Below are 20,849 nucleotides of genomic sequence, written 5' to 3'. Positions count from 1 at the left end.
CCTCACCTACCGACGTTTGGTGAACACGAACACGCCGACGATGGCGAGTCCGATGACGCCGGCGGCAACGCCAACAATGGCGAGCGGATTGGTGCCAGTCTCCTGCTCGGAAGCACCAGAGGGCTTCTTAGCAGTGGTCGTGGAAGCAGCGCCCGTATCGGACTTGGAATCGGACTTCTTGTCGGACTTGCTGTCCTTCTTGTCAGACTTCTTGTCAGACTTCTTCTCGTCCTTCTTATCGGACTTATCGGAGTCCTTCTTGTCGGACTTGTTGTCCTTGGTCTCGGTCTTGGTCGACACCGTCGTCTTGGTCACCGGCTTCTGACCCGGGGCGACAGCGCCGCCAGCCTGCTGGCCCTTCGTGCCGGAGCCGGAACCCGTGCCAGCGCCAGCACCGGAACCGTTACCAGCGCCACCATTGCCGCCATTGGAGCCAGAACCGCCATTGCCGCCAGGGTTAACGGCATTCTTGGTCCACTTGGCATACAGCGTCAGATCGGCCGTCACCGGCGTACTGAAGTCATACGCCTGCGTGCAAGCCTCATCGGTATACCAACCGTCGAAAGTGCAGCCATCGCGCGTCGGATCGGCCGGCTTGACCAGCTTGCCATCGGCCGTAGCAACAAACTTAGTGTCGCAAGCAGACCCGCCATTGGAATTAAAGGCAACCGTCCAAGACTCAACGGCCCCAAGCTTGAACAGCGTGCCCGAGTCGTTGATGTAGTACAGGTTGCCAGATGCATCGGCAATGACCGGAGAGTCACAGTACTGGTAATGGCCAGCCGCATCATAAATCTGCGTCGCCTCTGCATCGCCGAGCGTATAGCGATACACGCCACCACCAACAGAGTAGTTGACGTAATCCTTGCTATCCGCGCTGTTAACGGTGAAGTACACATAGGTCTTGCCACCCTGAACACTCACCAGCGGAGTAGCGGCAATACCGTTGAGGCCAGCCGGCAGCGCCTTGCCGTCAGCAGCAGCGACCATCGTGGTCTTACCCGTCTTCAGGTTATAGAGAACCAGAGCAGAGCCCGTAGCCGTCTGTCCGCCGACAATCAGATTGTCACCAGACACCGCAGGGGCGCTCAGATTATTCGTAAGGCCCAGATCAATCGTCTTCTGTTCACTCAGCACGCCCTTCGCCGAAAGCGAAATCACATGGAGCTTTCCATCGTGCGTCATCTGATAGAAGGTCGAGCCATTGGACGGATCGGCAATGCAATCGGCATTTGCGACAGTGCCGAGCTTCATGGTCGAAACGACATCGCCCGTCGTCTTATCAATGCACTTAAGCGTACCCGCGCTCGTAGGAACGATGGCATACTTATCCGTCAAAGCCGCACCAGTCCAGTAATAGCCCTCGGAAGCGTCAATGTTCTGCCAAGAGACTTCGCCCGTGGCAATCTTGATACGCTTAAGGGAGCCGTTGCCGTAGGTCGCGTTGTAGTTCTCGTCATACGAAATATCGACCGTACCAACATAGACGTACTCGCCGTCCGAAACGACGGTGCAGGAGCTCTGCGTCAAGTCCGTCAAACCGGGCGTCAGCCACTTGCAGATCAGCTTGTCTGCAGTAATCGCCTGGACCGCACCGCCGTTGAGCGGAACGATGATAAGGCCATTGGTGTAGATCGGACGAGAGGTATAACTCACCTTGGAGGCAAGCGGCGCAGAGGCAACCTTTTTGCCCGTGGACGAATCGATCTTAATGAGCTCGTTCTCGGTCGCGATGTACACAAAGCCGTTAGCGATGACAGGCTCGCTGCAGTTGGCATACTGCTGGCCAGACTCGGCCTTCCAATCGAAGGCCCACTTAAGACCGGCGGCCTGCGCAGGCGTCTTGGCATCCGTTACGGTCGAACCGTTGCCACTGTTGCCGTAGCCGGCCCACTCGACATCCCAATCAGGAGTCGTCGCACTCGGGTCCACGACAATCTTGTCGGGATCGGGCATGGGCGAATTATCGGTGGTGTAGGCAAACGTAACCTTGTCGCCGCTCTTGAGCGTGACCTGGTTGGCGCAGAGAGATGAGGGCTCTCCGTTGATATACAGATGCCAATATTTATTGGTCGCACCATCCCAGCCATACGGCTTGTGATCGAACGGCGAAGTAATGGAATTGAGGAACCAGTAAGCACCATTCTGGGAGGCGTTGTAATCAACGCCCTTCGCCTTCAGAACCGCCTCAATAAGGTCTTGGGCCGTAGAACCTTCGGGCAGGGAAACATTGCTTGCCGAGCCCCAGCGAGTATTGTTGCCGTTGACATCGGGGCCGATAACATCGACAGACCCAAGAACCTGGCCAGGAAGGGCATCGGCGTCAGCACCATACATAAAGGTGATGGCATCGCCCTCTTGGAGCTCGTAGGCACCGGCGCCAACGTCGGCGAACTTGCCATTTACGTAGAAGCGCCAATAGCTATTGGTCGCAGCATCCCAGCCATAGGACTTGCCATCGAACGGCGAATAAATGCCGTTGAGGAACCAGCCCCAAGACGATTCGCTAGCATCAAGCTTAAGGCCGGTCTGCTCAAGGAGATCCTTAGCAGTGGAGCCTGCCTTGAGACTCGTCTGACCCGTCGAAGCCCAAACCCGCTGCTTGCCGTCCTTATCCTTACCGAGAACCTGAACAGAAGCATGGACAGAATCGGAGGGCAGCTGGTCGCCCCAGCCACCGTAGAACCACGTAACGGTATCGCCGACATGGATGGTGACATTGTCCGCCGTATAGTCACTCGACTTGCCGTTGATGAACAGTTGCCAATAGGTCGAATAATCTTGGGGCGTACCCAGCTCAACACCGTTGTACTTAAGGCTCAGAATGAAGGAGCCCGCAGCAACGGCGTCAATATCATTCGCCTCGAGCGCGGCCTTCGTAAGGTCAAGCGCGCTCGAACCGGACGTCACCACATACTGCGCGTTATCGACCCAAGTCTGAGTCTTGCCCTGGGCATCGCGACCAATGACGGTCACATTTGCGGCAACCTGGTCCTTAACGACAGGGGACGCGCTACCAGCCGTATAGGCAAACTCAATCTTCTGCCCTTGGGTGAGCTTGACGCTGCTCGCGCCAACCGAGGAAGACGCGCCGTCGACGAACAGCTGCCAGTAGGCATAAGTCGCCGGATCGAAGGCAAGCGTACGGCCATCGCTCGGGGATGTGATGCTTTTGAGGTAGAAACCGTATGCCGTGTTCGGATCGTAATCCGCCTTGAAGCCCGTCTTCTGCTGCAGCTTAACGAAGGCATCCGCAGCCGTCGCGCCCTCGTCGAGCTTGAGTTGCGTAGGTGCCACCCAGGTCTGAGCCTTGCCGTCGGCATCGGTGCCGATAATCGAGAACGAGACCTCGACTTGCTTCTTGGCGACATCGCCGGTTTCTGTCGGGTTCTCTGTCTGGACGGCAGCCGCGGCGGCAGATCCTGCTTGGCCAGCGGATACCGTCGAAGACTGCTCGCTCGTGGCAGGGCTCTCCCCCGTCGCCGAGCCTTCGTCGCCAGTTGCTGCCTCTGTAGTGGCGGCACTAGCTGCAGGCGCGCTCCCGGAATCCGAAACCTCGGCGCCGCTCTGCTCAGCGGTACCGCCCGCAAGCGCTGCGTCCTCGCCTGGCGTCGTAGCCTGAGCCACAGCGTCGGTAATGCCCTCGGCACCCTCGGCCCACAGCTGAGCCGGCGTGGTGCCAAAGGCCATCGCGAAGGCCAGGAATGCCACCAGGCAGCGCTTTGCCACACCGCGCGCGATTACGCCACGGCGACGAAGCGAGGAACGCTGGCACTCGTCCTCAAACATATCCATTTGTCTCCTACTGTCTGTACTTGGAGCGTTGCCTTGAAGCTGCCCCACGTCATCGCGCATGTTGCGCTCGAGTTCCCCCATCGGGGTCCCCCTTCCCTCCAGAGCCCTATGCACACCGGCGGCATACGCCGCAGCCGCATGCAAGATGGAAGGCGATCCGACTTAACCTTAACGACTCGGGCGCGCCGTCCGATCTGCGACGCGAACATTCCGAGCCAAGAGGAATTACGGTTACTGGTACAGCCGGGGACTTGCACCCCGATTCTCCCAAACGCGCAGGAAAACCGCGCATTCGTGCGTCTCCGCACCACCATCTAGGCCATCGATTAAAACCGTCAATATGCTATCACGCAAAAGGGCCTCGCACGCAGGCGAAGCCCAAGGTAAAAGCTATTGTTTGCGATAGGAGAATGCGGTGACGGTCGCAGCCTCTAGTGCTTGCCGCCGTGGCTGTTGAGCCAGATATTGCGACCCAGCATAAGCGCCAGCACCAGCGCACTCACGTAGCCCATAAAGCCAATGACTGGGATACCAAACACAACCGGCTCGATGCGTGCATAGTACACCACCGACGAACCGATAAACAGACCGGCGATAACGATAGCCATCGACATGCGGTCGATAATCCCACCTAGCTGTCGCAGCGCCTTATCGCTGCTCATGATCTGCGTGTTCACCTTAAGCTGGCCGCGCGTGAGCATGCGCGAAGCCAAGCCCAGATACTCGGCTGCCTCAAGCGAGCCTTTTGCCGCGCGATAGCTGCTCGCGGCAAGATCGCGTCCCATATCACGCGCGCGCGCATAGGCGCTCTTCTCGTTTTTGATGTGCGTCTGGATAATCTGGATCATGTTGACGTTGGGCATATACTCGGTCAGCAAACCCTCGAGCGTCACCATGCCGCGCGCGAACATCGTTACCACGCTCGGCAGCTCAACATCATTCTTACGCGCGAGGTTTAACAACGAGGTCAAAAACTCGCCGATATCAAGATCCTTCAGGTCAAGGCCCGCAAAGTCGGCGACGATAAAGTCCAAATCGGACAAAAAGGCCGAATGGTCAAGCTCGGCCGAGTCGCCACGCGTCACGGCAAAGCGCATGAGCGAATCCTTGAGCTTGGGCACGTCACCCTCGGCCACGGCGAAAATCATATCCTTGACGATACCGCGATCGTGACTCGACATGCGTCCGACCATGCCCAAGTCGATAAAGTAGACGATGCCGTCCTTGAGAATGATGTTTCCCGCATGCGGGTCGGCATGGAAAAAACCGTCATCGAGCACCTGCGTCGAGTAGTCCTCGACAATCGCGGCACCGATCTTTTCCAAGTCATAGCCCTCGGCCACCAAGCGTTCGGGATCGGCGATCGAAATGCCGTCGACGTAGTCCATAACCACCACGTGCTCGGTGCACAGGTCCAGATAGGATTTAGGGCACGTCACGCCATGAACGCTCTTATGGAACTCGTAGAAGTCGTTGAGGTTTTTGGCCTCGGCCAAAAAGTTGGTCTCCTCGCGAAACGAGGTCCACAACTCCTCGACTACGCCGTGCAGATCAACGAATTGATCGGTGTTGACGAACTTGGAAACGATACGCACCACCGAGCGGATGATATCGATGTCCTGTGCCATAACCTGCTGCGCACCGGGGCGCTGCACCTTAACGGCCACGTCCTCGCCCGTCACCAGACGAGCGCGGTGCACCTGCGCGAGCGATGCGCTACCAAGCGGATTGGGGTCGATCGCATCGAACATCTCCCCCAGGCGCAGGCCGTATTCCTCTTCCAAGCAGCGGAGCACTACCTCGTACGGCACCGGCTCCACGTCGGAACGCAGACGGCGCAGCTCATCGCAAAAGCGCTGCGGCAGAATCTCGGACCGGTTGGCCAGAATCTGCCCCATCTTGACGAACATGGGGCCGAGCTCCTCGAGCAGGCGGCGCAAGCGAACCGGCGTGAGGTTATCCCACACACGGTACTTTTTGACCAAGCGAACAATCTGCCCGATGCGTTCGCGACGACCCGCCGGCGTGAGCTGGTATTCCTCGTCCGGCGCCATCGCGTCGGGCTCTTCGGGCACCATATCGACAGCGCGCGGCTTTTTGCGAGCGCCCGAGACGGCGGCATCGACCTCATCGACAACCGCCGCCTCGTCACCCAAAGGATCTAGATTGTTGTAATCGGTGGTGGAATCTGCCATCTGCGCTGCTACTCGGCCTCTTCGGTATCCTTCGCATCGTCGGGCTCAACGGACTCGACGGGCACCGAGGTCACGTTGTCCTCGACCGAATCGACGATGTCGCGCACATGGGCTAGGAAGGCCGTGCGCTCAGGGGCGGTCATAACGCGGACGCGGGCAAGGATGAGCTCGTCGAGCACGCGCTGGGCCGCAGTCTCGCCCTGTATGCCCAAGCGCTCGGTCAGATCGGAGATGGTGCCACCGGCCTGCTCGAACATGTCGGACACGCTGCGGGCGATATCGGGGGTGGCGGTGTCCTTGCGGACCTGCTCGCCTTTGGTGTTAAGGTCGTCGAGGACCTTCTTGCCGCCTTCGACAGCAACGGCGGCAGCGCCAAAGCCCACGTTAATGGCGCCGTTAACAAGCTGATCGAGTTTCATAACCATGGTTGTCTCCAATCACAAACAACTGCATTGGCGTTCTTGTACCCAAGATTGAGCGAAAGCGACAAAGCGTTTTAGCGCTATTCGATCGACGGGAAATCCCTACCTCACGTTGTCGTTCATCGCGAAAGAGTTCTTCATGGCGCAGCTCGTGGTGTAGAGCACCTTGCCCAGCAGGGCATCGGTCTCCACGCGAACACGCTCGGCAAAGGCCTCGTTGGCGCGTGTAAGCTCGGAAGGCACCTCGGCCTCGGGCAGAGCGGCTACGGCAGCGTCGACGTCATGGATCTGCTTGTGGCCCATGCCACCGATCTTCTCCTGATAATCCTCGACCGCGCGGCCGCACTCATGGAAACGGACGTCGGCCAGGGCACCGATCAGGCGGTTGGCCCAGTAGAAGTTTTCGGACGTCACGCGAGCCTGCGTGTCGGCATAGTACTCGGGCATGGTCTCGACGTTGGCGTACAGCGGAACCAGCGCGTTAAACGAGTTGGAGCCAAAGGCCATCCACTGCACGGCGCGATAGGCCGGCTGCGCATAGGAACGCAGCTGCAACACGGCGAGCTGGCTGTTGCGGTTGATGCCGATGGGGCGATAGGCGCCGCGCGTGGCGGGCGTGCCCTTGCTGCCGTAGCAGTCGTACTCCGTGCCCTGGTAGTGGCTCGAAAGCACGTACTTAATGTCCTCGATGGTCACCTTGCGCTCGGGCACGCGGCTCCAAGGGATGTCGTCGCTCTCGGGCGTGAAGTCGGCGTCGGGGCCATCCCACACGTCGCTGGGGTTGAGGCAGCGCTGCATGTACCAGGCGCGCGGCGTGTTGTAGACATGGTCGCTGTCGCTGTGCGAGCCAAAGGCCTCGCGCGGGTTAAAGACCACAGCCGGGCCGTCGCCCTCGACGCCCAGCGTCAGGTCCAGATGCCACTCGGCCATCCAGGCGCGCAAGTCGGCGGAGCACATATGGTCGGCCTGGGCGCCCTCGGCGTCATCCAGGTCAAAGCTGTCGATACCCAGCTGGTTGGGCATGGTCACATAGGCGTCATCGGGCACACGCTTGGCAATCCAGTGGTGACCACCGATGGTCTCGAGCCACCAGATCTCGTCCACATCACTAAAGGCGATGCCGTTGTTCTCGTAGGTGCCGTAGCGCTCGAGCAGGTCGCCCAGGATACGGACGCCGTCGCGGGCGGACTTGGCGTAGGGCAGGACCAGGGTCACCATATCCTCCTCGCCCAGGCCACCAGGTTGCGCCGGCACATAGCCGTCCTCACCCTCGTTGCCCTTGGCGGGCACGTAGTCCACGAGTGGGTCGGCGCCGCGGACGCGCTCGTTGGTGGTGAGCGTCTCGGTTGCGGACATGCCCACATTGAGCTCGTTGAAACCGGCCTCGGCCCAGATGCCGTGGCCCGGGACAACATCGGGGACGCTCGTGTAGCGCATGGGGTTATCGGGCAACTCAACGGTCAGGTGACTCAGGACGCTCGTGTAGACGCGCGGCTGCTCGTCGGGGTGCACCACGCGCATGCGCTTGGGCTCAAACACCCCGTTGGACGAGTCCTCGTTACGCGCGACAAGCGTCGACCCGTCGTAGCTTGCGTTTTTACCGACCAAAATCGTTGTGCACGGCATGCGCATCCTCCTTGAGCGAAGAAATCAAACGGCAACAGTGTATCGCTTCGACGCAAAAAGGGCGAAACCGCAACCCTTCAGGACCCCTCGGGACCCCTGTGTGCGAAAATGCCTATTTCGATGCGCGCTCGGCCGCTTCGATCACGTGTTTGGCGAGAATCGCCGTTGTCACGGCGCCCACGCCGCCCGGCACGGGGGTGATGGCACCAACAACCGGCTCCACAGCATCAAAATCGACGTCCCCGACCAGCTTGCCAGCGTCCTCATCCCAGTTAATGCCCACATCAATGATCGTCTGGTCCTCGCGAACGGCATCCACGCCAATCGTACGCGCGCGTCCAACGGCGGCAACCACAATGTCGGCAGCACGGCACTCGGCAGCAAGGTCGCGCGTATGCGTATGGCACGTCGTCACGGTCGCATTGCGCGCCGTAAGCATGGCGGCAACAGGACGCCCGATCACCAGCGAACGCCCGGCCACAGCAACCTTAGCTCCATCCAGCTCAACACCGTAATGGTCCAGCAACGCTAACACTGCCTCGGCCGTGCAGGGAGCAAAACCCTCGCCGCGCCCCGAAAGCGTGGTAAGCAGCGAAGACGGCGTCATGGAGTCAACGTCCTTGGCGGGATCGAGCGCTGCGGCGACGGCGTTCTCGTCAAGGCCGGCGGGCAGCGGGCGGAACATCAAACAGCCATGAACAGCCAAGTCGGCATTAATGCCCTCGATAGCCGCCAGCAGCTCGTCCTGCGAGACGTCGGCAGGAAGCAAAACGCGACGAGCCTCGATGCCAACCTTTTCGCAGCGTTTAAGAGCGCCACGCTCATAGGACAGATCGTCCTCGCGCTCGCCCACGCGCACGATAGCCAACGTCGGAACAACGCCCCGCTCGCGCAGGGCTGCGCAGCGAGCAGCAAGTTCCTCAGTCAAAGCGCGAGCAACGGGAGCACCCTTCAGCAGTTCAGCCATGTCTATCCCCTTTTCCTTGCAGCGTCGGAGGCGCGGCGCGCCAGCGCATCGGCGCGCGGCAACCATGTGTCGAGCAACTCATCACACGCCGTCTCGAGCTCCTCAGCACGAGCGCGATCCTTCATAGATGTGGTGTTCGCAAAGAGCGTCAGGCTCGCGCCCTGCATGGCGGCGCGGCAGAATACGGCACCGCACGCCACGTCGGACAGCAGCTGTCGGGAGCCCTTGTCCGCCATGACCTCGAGCAGCGCCAGCGCGCGCCCGCAGGCGTCCATGATCCGATACGGAGGCATGGCAGCCACGCGCAGCGCATCCTGAATCGCCGCAGGTCGAGCCGGATCATCACGAGGAATACCGTATGCCGCAGATACCTGGCCGTATGCACGAACATCCTCGGCAACCAGGCCCACAAGCTCCTGCACCAACTCGTCTGCCTGGGCAAATGCGCGCGTCAGATCGTCTGCGCGATCGGCAAGCGCGGGATTAGTTGCCCCATAACGAGCGACCATCCCGCAAAGCGAGGCGCCCAGTGCGCCCACAAAGGCGCTCGCACTACCGCCACCGGGAACCGGCTCGCGAGCAGCTAGCGCTTGGGCAAACTCTCGACAGGTTTTATCCATCATCTCTTGGCTCATACGCACGCACCTTCAAGTCATATACATCGGTCGGGTGGCAACCGCCGACCGACCGCATCAATCACATAATGGTGCTAAGTCTAGCCCATAAGTACATGAGCGTCAGCGCACCTGGCCATCGCGGATTTCTATGACGAACGATAGACCATGCCACCGCAAACATGGGACACATGGCCCACCTTTCGAGACTTCCGGACGTCAAAAACTGAGGCATATCTATAAACAAGGAACCTGTTGGGGCAACGCCCACGCACGCGCGCCCCATTAAATCAACGGGCACCTCACCCCGGGGAGGGCCGACAGCATCGGCCCTCCCCTCTTTTGCGACCGCACATATTGCCACTTGTCGGCGCAATTCCAGCCCCCAGAATGGGACACATGGCCCACCCTAGCGAGCCGTCCACGCGTACAGTAAAGGCAGGTAATCCGTGGGCGGTTACAGATCGAGGAGGACACGACCATGAAAAAGAAGGCCTTTGCGATTCTCACCCTCTGCATAAGCCTCTTTGCCGCAGTTGCCCTGGTGGGCTGCGGTGGCAGCGGCGGCGCTACCGGAAGTGGCGGTGGCGGTGGAGCAGAAAAGCCAGCCGTGGATATGAGGACCGACTTCATTTGGTTTAAGGTCGAGGTCCCCGAGGGCGTCGAGATCACCGACGTCGCAGGCGACACCGCCGACAGGGCCCAGTTTAAGTTCACCGAGAGCGAGCACGCCAGCGATCGCTTCATCCCCGTCTTCGACTCTGACAAGAACGCCGATGAACTGTTCGACTACGAGGCAAAGTGGAATGCCAGCTTTGAGTGGACCGAGAATGACCCCGTCAAGTACAACGGCAAGACTTGGCGCAACGCTTCCTATACACACTCGGGCGGCGTAACGACCGAATACTTCACCGACGTTGACGGCGGCAGTGTGTATGTGCGTATCGACAACGTCGAGGAGCACAAGGACGCCGTCGAGACCATGATGAAGTCTCTGGAATTTGCCGACGACATCGCCGAGGCCAAGACCGAGGCCATGGACGTCAAGCTCGACGATATCGAGATCAAGCGCTAAGCGACTGGCGAGCGCAACGGGAAACACGGTCGCAGTGCAAACAAGCGACGGTACCCCAGCGCTTCGTACCCAGGGAGGGCCGGTAAACCGACCCTCCCTTTCTTATGCCGGTAGCCGACGAACGCGAGGATGCCGGACGGCGGAACCGCCCCAAATGTGGCAACAGTACGAAAACGACAAACACCCCAACACGTCCGCCCACCGATTTATTGCGCCGCGCAGACAATTAAACCAGCATCTTTAAACATCTGGGCAGTATAGTGACCAAAACTATCGCATAACCGCACTCTGCGAATGGAGAAGTTATGACCGAACATCACGCCATCAGCCGCCGAGCATTTACGTTGGGCCTTGGACTCGCGGCGTTGTCGCCACTTGCAAGCCTGCCCGAAACCGCCATGCTGGGCATTAGCCCGCGGGCAGCCTTTGCGGACGGCACGGCCGGGCCAGCAGTCAGCCTCGACAATTTCGTCATTCGCCTTCGCCCCGCGGGCTATTTTCGTACCGCAAGCGTTAACGAAGACGGCAACGTCATCGGCAACGTCTGCCATCTGTTTAATGACGGCACGTCCAGCAAGCTCATCCTTGAGAACGTAACGACCGAGAATGACGATACAAACTGGTATGCTATCCGCACCTTGCTCAATTTCGAAGAGCATAAAAAGACGGGCTACAGCATTTGGTCGGTCGATGGCGACTCGGACAAAGACGGAAAGGTCATCCACGTATGGAGTGGCGAGCATGACGGCAAGCCCAGCCGCTCTTTTGCGTTCGAGCGGCAATCAAACGGAACCTATATCATCCGAGACCGCACGGTCGAGAAAGAAACCGAGAAAAAAGACATTAAGTACCTGACAATAGAATCGAACGGCGAAGACCAGGACAACAATAAGATCTGCCATAAGAGTAAGAGCATTCCGTGGGAGCTCGAACTTATCGGTTACGACATGAAAAAGAACGATGCCACGGTTAGCAGCCTCGACTGGATCACGTACAGCAGCTACGTCGATGGGCCATGTTGGATGAAATACGTCGACGACAACAAGTTCCTCGACGAGCTGAGCATCCCGGGTACGCACGATTCGGGCACCTGTAGCGTGGACAACGACACTGAGCCCCAATCCTCGCAAGTAAAATGCCAGCAGGATTACATTCCCACGCAGTTGCTCGAAGGCATTCGCTATTTTGATATCCGGCTCGGAAAGGGCGATGACCCCGGCATCGACCACGGGATTTTCTACCTACTCAAAAAAGACGGGAACTATCTGCATCTCTCCGATGTCATCGGGTACTTCAAAACGTTTTTGAACGAAAACCCGTCAGAAGCGCTCATCATGCTCGCATCGCGCGGCAACGATGAGGCTACCGACGAAAGCATAACGACGGCCTTCGCCAAGGTTATGGCCGATAACCCCAAACTGTTCTATACGTCGAGCCGCGTTCCCACACTGGGCGAGGTGCGCGGAAAAATCGTCCTGCTACGTCGATTTGGACTCGCCGGCGACAGCGTAAGCGGCCACACGTGGGGACTCGACCTCACCGAATGGGATGACAAGATCAAGGCTCACTCCGACAGCGCCACTATGTGTCTCGTCCAAGACGCGCGGGGCTTTGAAGCCGCGGGGGAAACAGGCGACAAAGAGCCCTATTGCACCAAGGTATACGCCCAGGACAAGTACAAACTCACGGGAACCGACAAGCTCAGCTGGGTCGATAATGCGCTGAAGGAAACGTCCGGGCGCACGCGCAACGAGGTAGATGTCGAGGACGATAACGGGGCCAAGGAGAAAGTCCTGGAGCGTTGCTGGTCTATCAACTACACCAGCTGCACGGGCTTGTCGCACGGAGGCAATCCTTTTACCTCGGCACGAGTAGTCAACGAGCATCTGTATAAGAGCCCGTACATCAATCCCAGCGGCATCGAGGATACAAAGTCAGATTACCTCAAGCACATTGGCATCATCGCATCCGACTTTGTTGATGCGGCGCTGGCCCGGAGCATCTATCAGCGCAATTACGATACGGAGCACAAGCAGACGGCTTCGTACTATCTCCCGTACTATCTCCCGACCCGCATGCGCATGACGTACGGCGACTCGCTGAGCGATGCCTCATTCCAGGATGGCAAGACCGTTGGCGAGGGTCATTTCCGCCTTGCCGACAGCAGCAACGAGCTCAACGCGACAGCTTCGGGCCATGCGTTTGCCATTGAATACGTGGATGTCGACGCCCTGGGCAACGAGACCGTTACGGGGCTGCAGGGCTCTGTGCCCATCGATATCGATCCACGCGCGCTGACGCCCCATTTTGAGGGACTCGAAGGCCTTAAGGCCGACGAAGACGTGCGCGCCAAGATTGCGGCATCACTCGAGGGCAAGCTCGAAACCGATGCCTGCACTGCCCAGCTCGAGTTTGTGCACGACGCGAACGGCGCTCCGGGCACGGCAATGGCCGAGGGCGAAACATTTGCCGCAGGAACGTACTGGGTGCGCGTGAACGGTCTCTTGGGCGACGCGGCGCAGAACTACACGCTCGCCAGCGACGGAGCCGCAAGCTTTACCGTAGCGGCCTCGGACAGTGCAGGCGGCGCCGGCACCGGCACCGACGGTGGCACGGGTTCCAACGCAGGCAGCGCTGATAAGAACGGTAAGGGCAACAAGGGCAAGAACTCGGGCGGAAAACTCGCCGACACGGGCGACGGCTCCGGCATTGCCGCCGGGCTCGCTGCCGCCGCCGTGGCGACAACGGTCGCCGGCGCGGCGATGCTTGCCAATGACCGCGAAAACGTTGGGGACGACAGCGAATAGGCAAGCCCGCCTTTTAGACACATCGACTCAATTGGGGGGGCGCAGAATACCGTTCTGCGCCCCGATTTTTACCTTAGCCCGAACACCGTTATCGGCTACATCACCATGTTCAGCGCATTCACGAACTCCTGAGCTTGGGAGCGGCTGCTCAGACTAAAGACACAGGCAGTCAACAGCCTGTTACGTAGGAAAACGTCGCGGCCCTTGATCCTGCTGACCCCCGTAATGTCCTTAAGATAAACAATCTCGGTGTGCTTGCCACCAAAAGTGCCCTTCTTGAGCACCTCGATGCGGTTAAGGTAGATCTTGACGTCTTTAAACCTACCCGAACCTTTGTCCTGGAACAGCAGCGTGTTGTTGTCCATACGCGTCACTCCCGCGGGGTTCGCTAAAACTGCCTCTATGGTCACATTTTAACCACCGCAAGGCCCCATGCGATGATGTCAGACAGCACAGCAATTCGTGTCCGCGCGAGGCTTTAAGATAGGTATGCTCAGCTGCATCGATGCGACCGGAATATTCTAGGAGCACGCCTCGTATTATTCGCCATTAGAGGAGGTCTTACCTGGTTTACGTATGGGAATTCGAGTTCTTTGATTCGGACGGCATTGAACTTCCCGTGCCAGACTTCGGACATGAGCCGCGACACGGCGGCAAGATTATCGCTGTAGCCGTCAACCGCGAACTCGGCGACATTCCCGCCGTCACCGCAGTGGATGCCGCGCGTATGCTCGGTGTTAGCTCAGCACGGGTGTCACAACTGCTAAATGCAGGACTGCTGGATTCATGGAAGGATGGCACCAAGCACATGATGTCCAAAGCCTCCATCGAGGCACGACTCGCCGATGCACCAAGGGTGGGACGCCCCAAAGAGGCCCCCGTTGCCGTGTAAGGCGATGCCGCTGTGGGCTTTCATCACCTGACATGCATGGCAGCCAGGAACGCTCGATTCGGGACTCACTGCGCCCCGAATCGAGCTGGGCCCATTGCTGCAGGCTGATTCGCATCCCCGATCCCAAAAAGACAGAAGCGCCACTTGCTTCGTTGAGCCCCAACATCCGACCCCGGCTCCCCCTCGTATCCCCAGCGGCATTTCAACTCCAGGACATGTCGCGATCATGCCCGGTCATCCATGCAAATGGACACCACTCTAACACTGGGGTCAGATATCCCCCGCTGCGGCGTATAGGGTAAAATCTTGTCTGCCGCGGAATCCGCCTGCGGGCAACGCTCCGATCTCCGATTGGGGTGAAGCCTATGAACTTGTTTCTTGAAATCCTGCGCCTCTCGATGTACGCGACCGGCATTGCCCGGAACCTCTACGCGATCTGGCGGGAATATAAGCAGTAACGGATAGCGAAGGGAGTCATAGAAAAGGGCCGGTTGCAGCCGGCCCTAGACGATAATACCTGCGTTGCCCGCGTCTCCGAAGTTTAAGCGCTGAGGAGCGGGTTCCGCGGCACAACCTGATTTTACCCAGTGAGGCAGCTCTTTTGCAGCCGCTCCACTGTTTATTTACATCTGGCACCCTCAAACAATCAGACAGCAGCCCGCACTCCTGAGAGCCGCCCCGCACCCCCGGCCATCACGTTACGGCAACAACCGGCGCTACTCCCCTACTTCCCAAAGATCGCAGCGAACAAGCCCTTGCGTTTGGGCTTTTCCTCTCGGTAAGAACCCTCGACGGCGGCTGCCACCTGACGCGGCTGCTCGCCGTCTCCACGGCGCACAATCTGGTAGAGGAACGGCGATTTAACGTATTTGACCTCGACGGGCGTGGCGTGCACGGTGCTTTCACTGGACAGATGCAGGCTCGGGCTAAGCGGCGCCACGATATGCGTTTCGCGCTTGTCGCTAAACACCACCGCGGCCGCGCGGCCCGTCTGGCCGTTTACGGCAATGCGCACCTGCTCGCCATCGCGGCCGTCTGTCGCCGGACGATCGACAAAGTAGACCGGCACCATCACCAGGCCGTCCTTATGCTTGCGGGCCTTGCGCGCCCAGGTGCGGATGCTCTTTTTATTGAGCCCCAGTACAGCCTCGGCGTCGTTACCCGCAACGTCGAGCGCCAACTTATCAATGACCACCTGGTCCTTGGTAGATGCATCGACGGAGACGACGCGGAAGTCGCCTTCCTGCATGGCGGGATCGAACGGACCGACCTTGGCAAAGTCCCACGGCTCCAAAATGCCCATGAGGCGAACGTCCAGGTAGTTTGCTCTGGGGTATGCCCAGTCGAGCACCTCGTAGTACACCAGGGTTTCCTTGCTCAGGCCCTTGCCCGGGAAGCTCGCCATCATGCGCAGGTCCGCCAGCGCCATGGGGAAATAGAAGAGCATCATGTCGTTTTGGATCGCATCTTCCACGTCGTGCCCGGCAAAGGCATCCGGATACTGGCGCACCAGCTGCAGCGCGTTGGCACGTGCCTGCTGCGGCGAGATTTCGCAGGGAATACCCTGATCCGGCACATACTCCGCACCCACGCCCATGGTCAGACGCTTGCTAAACGTCCCCGGCTTGAGCAGGTCGGCAATGCCGATCTTGTTGCCGCAGGACGGGCACTCAAACACGCGCTGGGTCGACTCGCCCTCAAAGGACGCACCACAGAAGGGGCAAGGAATGCTCACATGCGTGGCCTCTTGGAACTCCTGCGCCGTGCCGCGATCCTCCCACAGCAGATGTTCCAGGACCGACTGATTGCGCCAGTGCGAATTGAAGAAATACCAGTCCGGGTCCTCCGGGCGCTCGAGTTGCGACACATGCGTGAGCTTGAGCAGTCCATTCACCACCGTCAGCGGCGTATGGCGAATGCCCAGGGCGCTCTTGGGCTCCCCCGCATCAGCCTGCCACGGAACGACCGTGCCGCAATAGGCGCACTCAAAGCTGCGCTTAGCCTGGTGCGAGTACATAGGGCCGCCGCAGTTTTGACATTTAATGGCAAACATCTCGTCCATGGAAACGTCCTCCTTTGCACAGGGGCTGTCGACATTAAGTATGTCGAGCAAGCAGGCACATGCCCATACCCATGTGGCCCAAAATGGACCACCCAGGCAGACGAGAAGGCTCGCTCGTTAGCACCGGCAGACTATTGCTGCATTTTCTGAGCATCGGTGCACGGCGCCCCCGCGCAAGCTACACTATCCCCTTAAACATGATTGTGAGGACGACCGCTATGCTATTTGTAAATCGGCTGGTACATACGCTTGTTCCCGGCAGCGAGAGCGAGCCGGTCGATGCATCTTGCCGCACCAACGCGGGCTTTTCCGCAAGCCTCGTCTGCATTGGCCTCAACATCACCCTGTGCCTGGCCAAGGGCATCGCGGGCCTGCTCGCCGGCTCCGTCTCCCTCATCGCCGACGCTTTCAACAACCTCTCCGATGCCTCGAGCAACATCGTGAGCCTGCTCGGGTTCCGCCTTGCCAGCCGCCCGGCAGACGAAGGCCACCCCTATGGTCACGGCCGCTATGAGTACCTAGCCGGCCTGTTCGTCGCCGTCCTGGTTTGCGCCGTCGGCATCAACCTGATCCTCGAGTCGGTCACCAAGATCATCAAGCCTTCCCCCACCGCTTACACGTTCATTTCCCTTGCGGCACTGGCTACGTCCATGCTCGTAAAGCTCTGGATGGCCGCGTTCAACCGCACGCTGGGTAACCGCATCGATTCCGAAACGCTCATCGCCACGGCGCAGGACTCCAAAAACGACGTCATCACCTCGGGCTCGGTCTTGGTGGCGGCGCTTATTTCGCAGACGACCGGCTTTGACCTCGATGGCTGGGCAGGCCTGGGTGTGGGCATCTTCATCTGCATCAGCGGCATGGGCCTAGTGCGCGACGCCATCAGCCCATTGCTGGGGCAAGCGCCCGACCCCAAGCTTGTCCAGGCAATCCGCGATAAGATCATGTCCTATCCGCAGGTCTTGGGCACACACGACCTGATGGTGCACGACTACGGCCCCGGTCGTCAGTTTGCCAGCGCCCACGTGGAGATGCCCGGCGAGGGCGACGCATTTGAGCACCACGAGATTTTGGACACCATCGAGCACGACATCAAGCGCCAAATGGGCATCGATATCACGCTGCACTGCGACCCCATCGCCACCACCAGCGACGACCTGCGCAGCTGGGTCAAGCGCGGCGTCATGCAGATCGATCCCGCGCTCTCCATCCACGACCTGCACGAGCACGACGGGTTCGTTTCGTTTGACCTGGTGCGTCCCGACGGCTTTGACATATCCGACGAGGAGCTGCTGGAGCTCGTCACGCGCATCGTGCACGAGCGCCGACCCGATGCCTCATGCGTCGTCACGTTTGATTCGGGCTTTAGCTCGCCCGAGCGTCCGGCCGAGCAGTTGTAGCCTGCTTAACAGCTAGTTTCCCTGCGCGCCCGAGATGCCGTTTTGCAGGGCGTTCCAGGCATCCGTCGCCAAGCCGCCCAAGTTCTGCGCGGTATCGCCCAGGTTTTGTGCCGTGTCGCCCAGCTCTTGCGCCTTGTCTCCCAACTCCTGCGCCTTGTTGCTCAAGTCCTCCAGCGTATTGGAACTCGAGCTGTCCGCGCCGCCCTGGTCGCCGGACGCGTTGCCCGACGAGCCGTCCTTGTGCGTGAGCTGAATTTCGAGGTTGCCGCTGTCGTTATAGTAGGCAGAAGTAACGACCCAGTTGGCATCGACGACGGGCGTTGAGCCATCATCAGTCAGGACCACGGCATTCGAAAGATCGGCGCCGCGCGACTTGAGAAGCTTCTTGGCGTTGGACCAATACTGCCCCGGGATATCGCTCAGATCGACGGTGCTAGACGAGGCGGACTCGGTTTGCTCGGCAGCGGTATCGGCCGTTGAGCTCCCCCGCTTGTTGAGCATGCCCGACACGATGGCAAACACAACCGACAGCGCAAAGAAAATCGCCAGCACGATGAGGATCTTCTTGATCACGCTCGACGAACGCGACGGCCTCTTCTCCTCGTCTTCGCTATATTGCGGAATCGACTTGGGGTACTCGCGATACGGCTCGCGCGACTCGTAGCGAGGCTGCGCCGTGCGAGGCATATACGTCGTCTGCTGAGGCTGCGGAATGGGATTCTGCGGCAGGTTGTCATAGGGATTCGGCGTCGAGGCAGCATAAGAATCCTGCGGCATGTAATCAAACGGATCCGGAGCTGCGTTGCCATAGGGGCCTTGCGAAGATGCAGCGTAAGAATCCTGCGCCGTGTCGCCATAGCCCATAACCCGGGTGGGCTCGGCAGAAGGCTGCGTCGCGGCGGGGTCGGCATAACCGGGGTTGGGAACAACGCGGGTCGCATCGGCGCTATCGCCAGCCTGCGCGGAACCGTAGCCGCCCATCACGGTTGTCTTGTCCTGATCCATGCAACGATTCCTTTCCGTCGCGCGTGAGCCTCAAGTTATCCATGCATTCTACCCGCGCAAAAGCCTATGATGGGCAGAGTCCGTCGGTATCTACAAGACATGCGCGGGCCTAAGGATCAAAAAGCCCCGCCGGGCCTTGTGGGCACGGCGGGGCGGACAAGCAGCTATGGACAGCAGACTTAGAACAGGCCGGTGATGTTGCCGTCGTTGTCGACGTCGATGTTCTCGGCCGCGGGCACCTTGGGCAGACCCGGCATGGTCAGAACGCTGCCGGTCAGCGCGACCACAAAGTGGGCACCGGCGGAAACCTTAAGCTCACGCACGGTGATGCGGAAGTTCTCGGGAGCGCTCAGGGCCTTGGCGTTGTCGCTAAAGCTGTACTGCGTCTTGGCGACGCACACCGGCAGGTTGCCAAAGCCGTTCTCGCGCAGCTCGGCGAGCTGGCGCTTGGCGGCCGGCGTAAAGTCAACGCCGTCGGCGCGGTAGACCTTGGTGGCAACGGCCTCGAGGGCATCAGCGACATCAGCGCCGTCCTCATAGGCAAACTTGAGCTCGCTCGGCTGCTCAATCAGACGCATGACCTCATCGGCCAGCTCGAGCGCGCCCTCGCCGCCCTTGGCCCAGACCTCGGAAAGCTTAACGTTGACGCCGAGCTTCTGGCACTCGGACTCGATGAGTGCAAGCTCAGCCTCGGTGTCCGTCGGGAAGCGGTTGATGGCGACCACGCAGGGCAGACCATAAACGTTCTGGATGTTGTCGACATGACGCAGCAAGTTGGGCATGCCAGCCTTGAGTGCCTCGAGGTTCTCCTCGTTGAGGTCGGCCTTGGCGACGCCACCGTTGTACTTAAGCGCACGAGCGGTCGCGACGACCACGACGGCGCTGGGGCGAACGCCCGTCATGCGGCACTTGATGTCGAGGAACTTCTCGGCACCCAGATCGGCACCGAAGCCGGCCTCGGTAATGGCAACATCGCCAAAGCGCATCGCCATACGCGTGGCCATAATAGAGTTGCAGCCGTGGGCAATGTTGGCGAAGGGACCGCCGTGGACAAACGCGGGCGTGCCCTCGAGCGTTTGCACCAGGTTGGGCTTAAGCGCGTCCTTAAGCAACGCGGCCATGGCACCCTGGGCCTTGAGGTCGCGGGCACGGACGGGCTCGCCGGCAAAGCTATAGCCGACGACAATCTCACCCAAGCGTTCCTTGAGGTCGTTGATGCTCGTAGACAGGCACAGGATTGCCATGACCTCGGAGGCAACGGTGATGTCGAAGCCGTCCTCGCGCGGCACACCTTGGGCCTTACCGCCAATGCCATCGATAACATGGCGCAGCTGACGGTCGTTCATGTCGACGACGCGCTTCCAGGTGATGCGCTTAACGTCAATACCGAGCTGATTGCCCTGCTGGATGTGGTTATCGAGCATGGCGGCCAGCAGGTTGTTGGCAGCACCGATGGCATGGAAGTCGCCGGTAAAGTGCAGGTTGATGTCCTCCATGGGAATGACCTGGGCCCAACCGCCGCCAGCGGCACCGCCCTTGACGCCAAAGACGGGACCGAGCGAAGGCTCACGCAGGGCCACGGCGCTCTTGATACCGCGACGACGCAGGCCATCGGCCAGACCGATGGTCGTGGTGGTCTTGCCCTCGCCCGCGGGCGTTGGGTTGATAGCGGTCACGAGGACGAGCTTGGCCTGGTGATCAGTCGGCTCGTTGAGCAGTGAATAGTCGACCTTAGCCTTGTCGAAGCCGTACGGAATAAGGTGCTTAACGTCGACGCCGGCGTTCTTGGCCACCTCGGTAATAGGCAGCGGCGTGACAGAACGTGCGATTTCGATGTCAGTAGGCATGGGCGGTCCTTTCGTTACCGAATGAGAAAAAGACCAATTCAGCATAGCACGGGCGCGCAATAGTAAAACGCCCATAACCGATGAACGGCGATATGTTTACCCGATGCCCAGCGATAGTCCAACAGCCCGCCAAAACAAAACG

14 protein-coding genes are annotated in these 20,849 nt (G+C 59.7%); 4 read left to right on the top strand and 10 right to left on the bottom strand.

Translation table 11 applies throughout. The features are described 5' to 3' along the window. Positions 1 to 6: 6 nt before the first annotated feature. The 6 genes from PMX70_RS00885 to PMX70_RS00860 form a co-directional block, all read right to left on the bottom strand. Entirely contained in the window at positions 7 to 3,795 is a 3,789-nt protein-coding gene (locus PMX70_RS00885) for a DUF4430 domain-containing protein (RefSeq protein WP_271742528.1), read from the bottom strand. A gap of 431 nt (positions 3,796 to 4,226) precedes the next feature. After that, entirely contained in the window at positions 4,227 to 5,990 is a 1,764-nt protein-coding gene (locus tag PMX70_RS00880) for an ABC1 kinase family protein (RefSeq protein WP_271742526.1), read from the bottom strand. Between the two features lie 8 nt (positions 5,991 to 5,998). Continuing rightward, positions 5,999 to 6,415, bottom strand: coding sequence for a hypothetical protein (locus PMX70_RS00875; protein WP_022095127.1), 417 nt, complete (start codon positions 6,413 to 6,415; stop codon positions 5,999 to 6,001). A 99-nt stretch (positions 6,416 to 6,514) separates the two neighbouring features. Next, a complete protein-coding gene (locus PMX70_RS00870; RefSeq protein ID WP_117770612.1) occupies positions 6,515 to 8,038 on the bottom strand; it encodes a C69 family dipeptidase in 1,524 nt (507 codons plus the stop codon). 112 nt (positions 8,039 to 8,150) lie between these two features. Continuing rightward, the gene (locus PMX70_RS00865; protein ID WP_271742525.1) at positions 8,151 to 9,005 is read right to left on the bottom strand and encodes a bifunctional 5,10-methylenetetrahydrofolate dehydrogenase/5,10-methenyltetrahydrofolate cyclohydrolase; all 855 of its coding nucleotides are present in this window, start codon (positions 9,003 to 9,005) and stop codon (positions 8,151 to 8,153) included. A gap of 2 nt (positions 9,006 to 9,007) precedes the next feature. Beyond that, complete coding sequence (locus PMX70_RS00860) at positions 9,008 to 9,640, bottom strand: cyclodeaminase/cyclohydrolase family protein (RefSeq protein ID WP_271742524.1); 633 nt, start codon at positions 9,638 to 9,640, stop codon at positions 9,008 to 9,010. Between the two features lie 460 nt (positions 9,641 to 10,100). Between PMX70_RS00860 and PMX70_RS00855 the strand changes: the two genes are divergently transcribed. After that, positions 10,101 to 10,694 carry a hypothetical protein gene (locus PMX70_RS00855; RefSeq protein WP_138112914.1) on the top strand — a complete coding sequence of 198 codons (594 nt, stop codon included), beginning with the start codon at positions 10,101 to 10,103 and terminating at the stop codon, positions 10,692 to 10,694. 305 nt (positions 10,695 to 10,999) lie between these two features. Continuing rightward, positions 11,000 to 13,501, top strand: a complete 2,502-nt coding sequence (locus PMX70_RS00850; protein ID WP_271742523.1) for a phosphatidylinositol-specific phospholipase C — start codon at positions 11,000 to 11,002, stop codon at positions 13,499 to 13,501. Positions 13,502 to 13,596: 95 nt separating this feature from the next. Here PMX70_RS00850 and PMX70_RS00845 read toward each other — a convergent pair whose 3' ends face one another. Next, the gene (locus PMX70_RS00845) at positions 13,597 to 13,866 is read right to left on the bottom strand and encodes a hypothetical protein (RefSeq protein ID WP_117769543.1); all 270 of its coding nucleotides are present in this window, start codon (positions 13,864 to 13,866) and stop codon (positions 13,597 to 13,599) included. A 254-nt stretch (positions 13,867 to 14,120) separates the two neighbouring features. Between PMX70_RS00845 and PMX70_RS00840 the strand changes: the two genes are divergently transcribed. After that, the gene (locus tag PMX70_RS00840) at positions 14,121 to 14,393 is read left to right on the top strand and encodes a helix-turn-helix domain-containing protein (protein WP_117848843.1); all 273 of its coding nucleotides are present in this window, start codon (positions 14,121 to 14,123) and stop codon (positions 14,391 to 14,393) included. Positions 14,394 to 15,117: 724 nt separating this feature from the next. Here the strand turns inward: PMX70_RS00840 and PMX70_RS00835 are convergent. Next, on the bottom strand, positions 15,118 to 16,455 hold the full coding sequence (locus PMX70_RS00835) for a TFIIB-type zinc ribbon-containing protein (protein ID WP_271742522.1): 1,338 nt from the start codon (positions 16,453 to 16,455) through the stop codon (positions 15,118 to 15,120). Between the two features lie 218 nt (positions 16,456 to 16,673). Between PMX70_RS00835 and PMX70_RS00830 the strand changes: the two genes are divergently transcribed. Further along, the gene (locus tag PMX70_RS00830; RefSeq protein WP_271742521.1) at positions 16,674 to 17,855 is read left to right on the top strand and encodes a cation diffusion facilitator family transporter; all 1,182 of its coding nucleotides are present in this window, start codon (positions 16,674 to 16,676) and stop codon (positions 17,853 to 17,855) included. A 12-nt stretch (positions 17,856 to 17,867) separates the two neighbouring features. On the opposite strand, the gene PMX70_RS00825 is transcribed toward PMX70_RS00830, so the two are convergent. Continuing rightward, positions 17,868 to 18,860: a hypothetical protein gene (locus PMX70_RS00825; RefSeq protein ID WP_271742520.1), complete on the bottom strand. Its 993-nt coding sequence runs from the start codon at positions 18,858 to 18,860 to the stop codon at positions 17,868 to 17,870. 179 nt (positions 18,861 to 19,039) lie between these two features. Beyond that, positions 19,040 to 20,707: a formate--tetrahydrofolate ligase gene (locus PMX70_RS00820; protein WP_271742519.1), complete on the bottom strand. Its 1,668-nt coding sequence runs from the start codon at positions 20,705 to 20,707 to the stop codon at positions 19,040 to 19,042. Between the last annotated feature and the right edge of the window lie 142 nt (positions 20,708 to 20,849).

The sequence above is a fragment of the Collinsella aerofaciens genome (genome assembly GCF_028206795.1).
Classification (GTDB): domain Bacteria; phylum Actinomycetota; class Coriobacteriia; order Coriobacteriales; family Coriobacteriaceae; genus Collinsella; species Collinsella aerofaciens_AX.
Note: the sequence above shows the minus strand (reverse complement) of the source record. Positions and strands in the feature narration are given on the sequence as shown.

What these genes read in the sequence shown, in the direction of transcription:
- PMX70_RS00885 (WP_271742528.1), bottom strand. Translation starts at nt 3,795, where the DNA reads ATGGATATGTTTGAGGACGAGTGCCAGCGTTCCTCGCTTCGTCGCCGT.
- PMX70_RS00880 (WP_271742526.1), bottom strand. Translation starts at nt 5,990, where the DNA reads ATGGCAGATTCCACCACCGATTACAACAATCTAGATCCTTTGGGTGAC.
- PMX70_RS00875 (WP_022095127.1), bottom strand. Translation starts at nt 6,415, where the DNA reads ATGGTTATGAAACTCGATCAGCTTGTTAACGGCGCCATTAACGTGGGC.
- PMX70_RS00870 (WP_117770612.1), bottom strand. Translation starts at nt 8,038, where the DNA reads ATGCCGTGCACAACGATTTTGGTCGGTAAAAACGCAAGCTACGACGGG.
- PMX70_RS00865 (WP_271742525.1), bottom strand. Translation starts at nt 9,005, where the DNA reads ATGGCTGAACTGCTGAAGGGTGCTCCCGTTGCTCGCGCTTTGACTGAG.
- PMX70_RS00860 (WP_271742524.1), bottom strand. Translation starts at nt 9,640, where the DNA reads ATGAGCCAAGAGATGATGGATAAAACCTGTCGAGAGTTTGCCCAAGCG.
- PMX70_RS00855 (WP_138112914.1), top strand. Translation starts at nt 10,101, where the DNA reads ATGAAAAAGAAGGCCTTTGCGATTCTCACCCTCTGCATAAGCCTCTTT.
- PMX70_RS00850 (WP_271742523.1), top strand. Translation starts at nt 11,000, where the DNA reads ATGACCGAACATCACGCCATCAGCCGCCGAGCATTTACGTTGGGCCTT.
- PMX70_RS00845 (WP_117769543.1), bottom strand. Translation starts at nt 13,866, where the DNA reads ATGGACAACAACACGCTGCTGTTCCAGGACAAAGGTTCGGGTAGGTTT.
- PMX70_RS00835 (WP_271742522.1), bottom strand. Translation starts at nt 16,455, where the DNA reads ATGGACGAGATGTTTGCCATTAAATGTCAAAACTGCGGCGGCCCTATG.
- PMX70_RS00830 (WP_271742521.1), top strand. Translation starts at nt 16,674, where the DNA reads ATGCTATTTGTAAATCGGCTGGTACATACGCTTGTTCCCGGCAGCGAG.
- PMX70_RS00825 (WP_271742520.1), bottom strand. Translation starts at nt 18,860, where the DNA reads ATGGATCAGGACAAGACAACCGTGATGGGCGGCTACGGTTCCGCGCAG.
- PMX70_RS00820 (WP_271742519.1), bottom strand. Translation starts at nt 20,707, where the DNA reads ATGCCTACTGACATCGAAATCGCACGTTCTGTCACGCCGCTGCCTATT.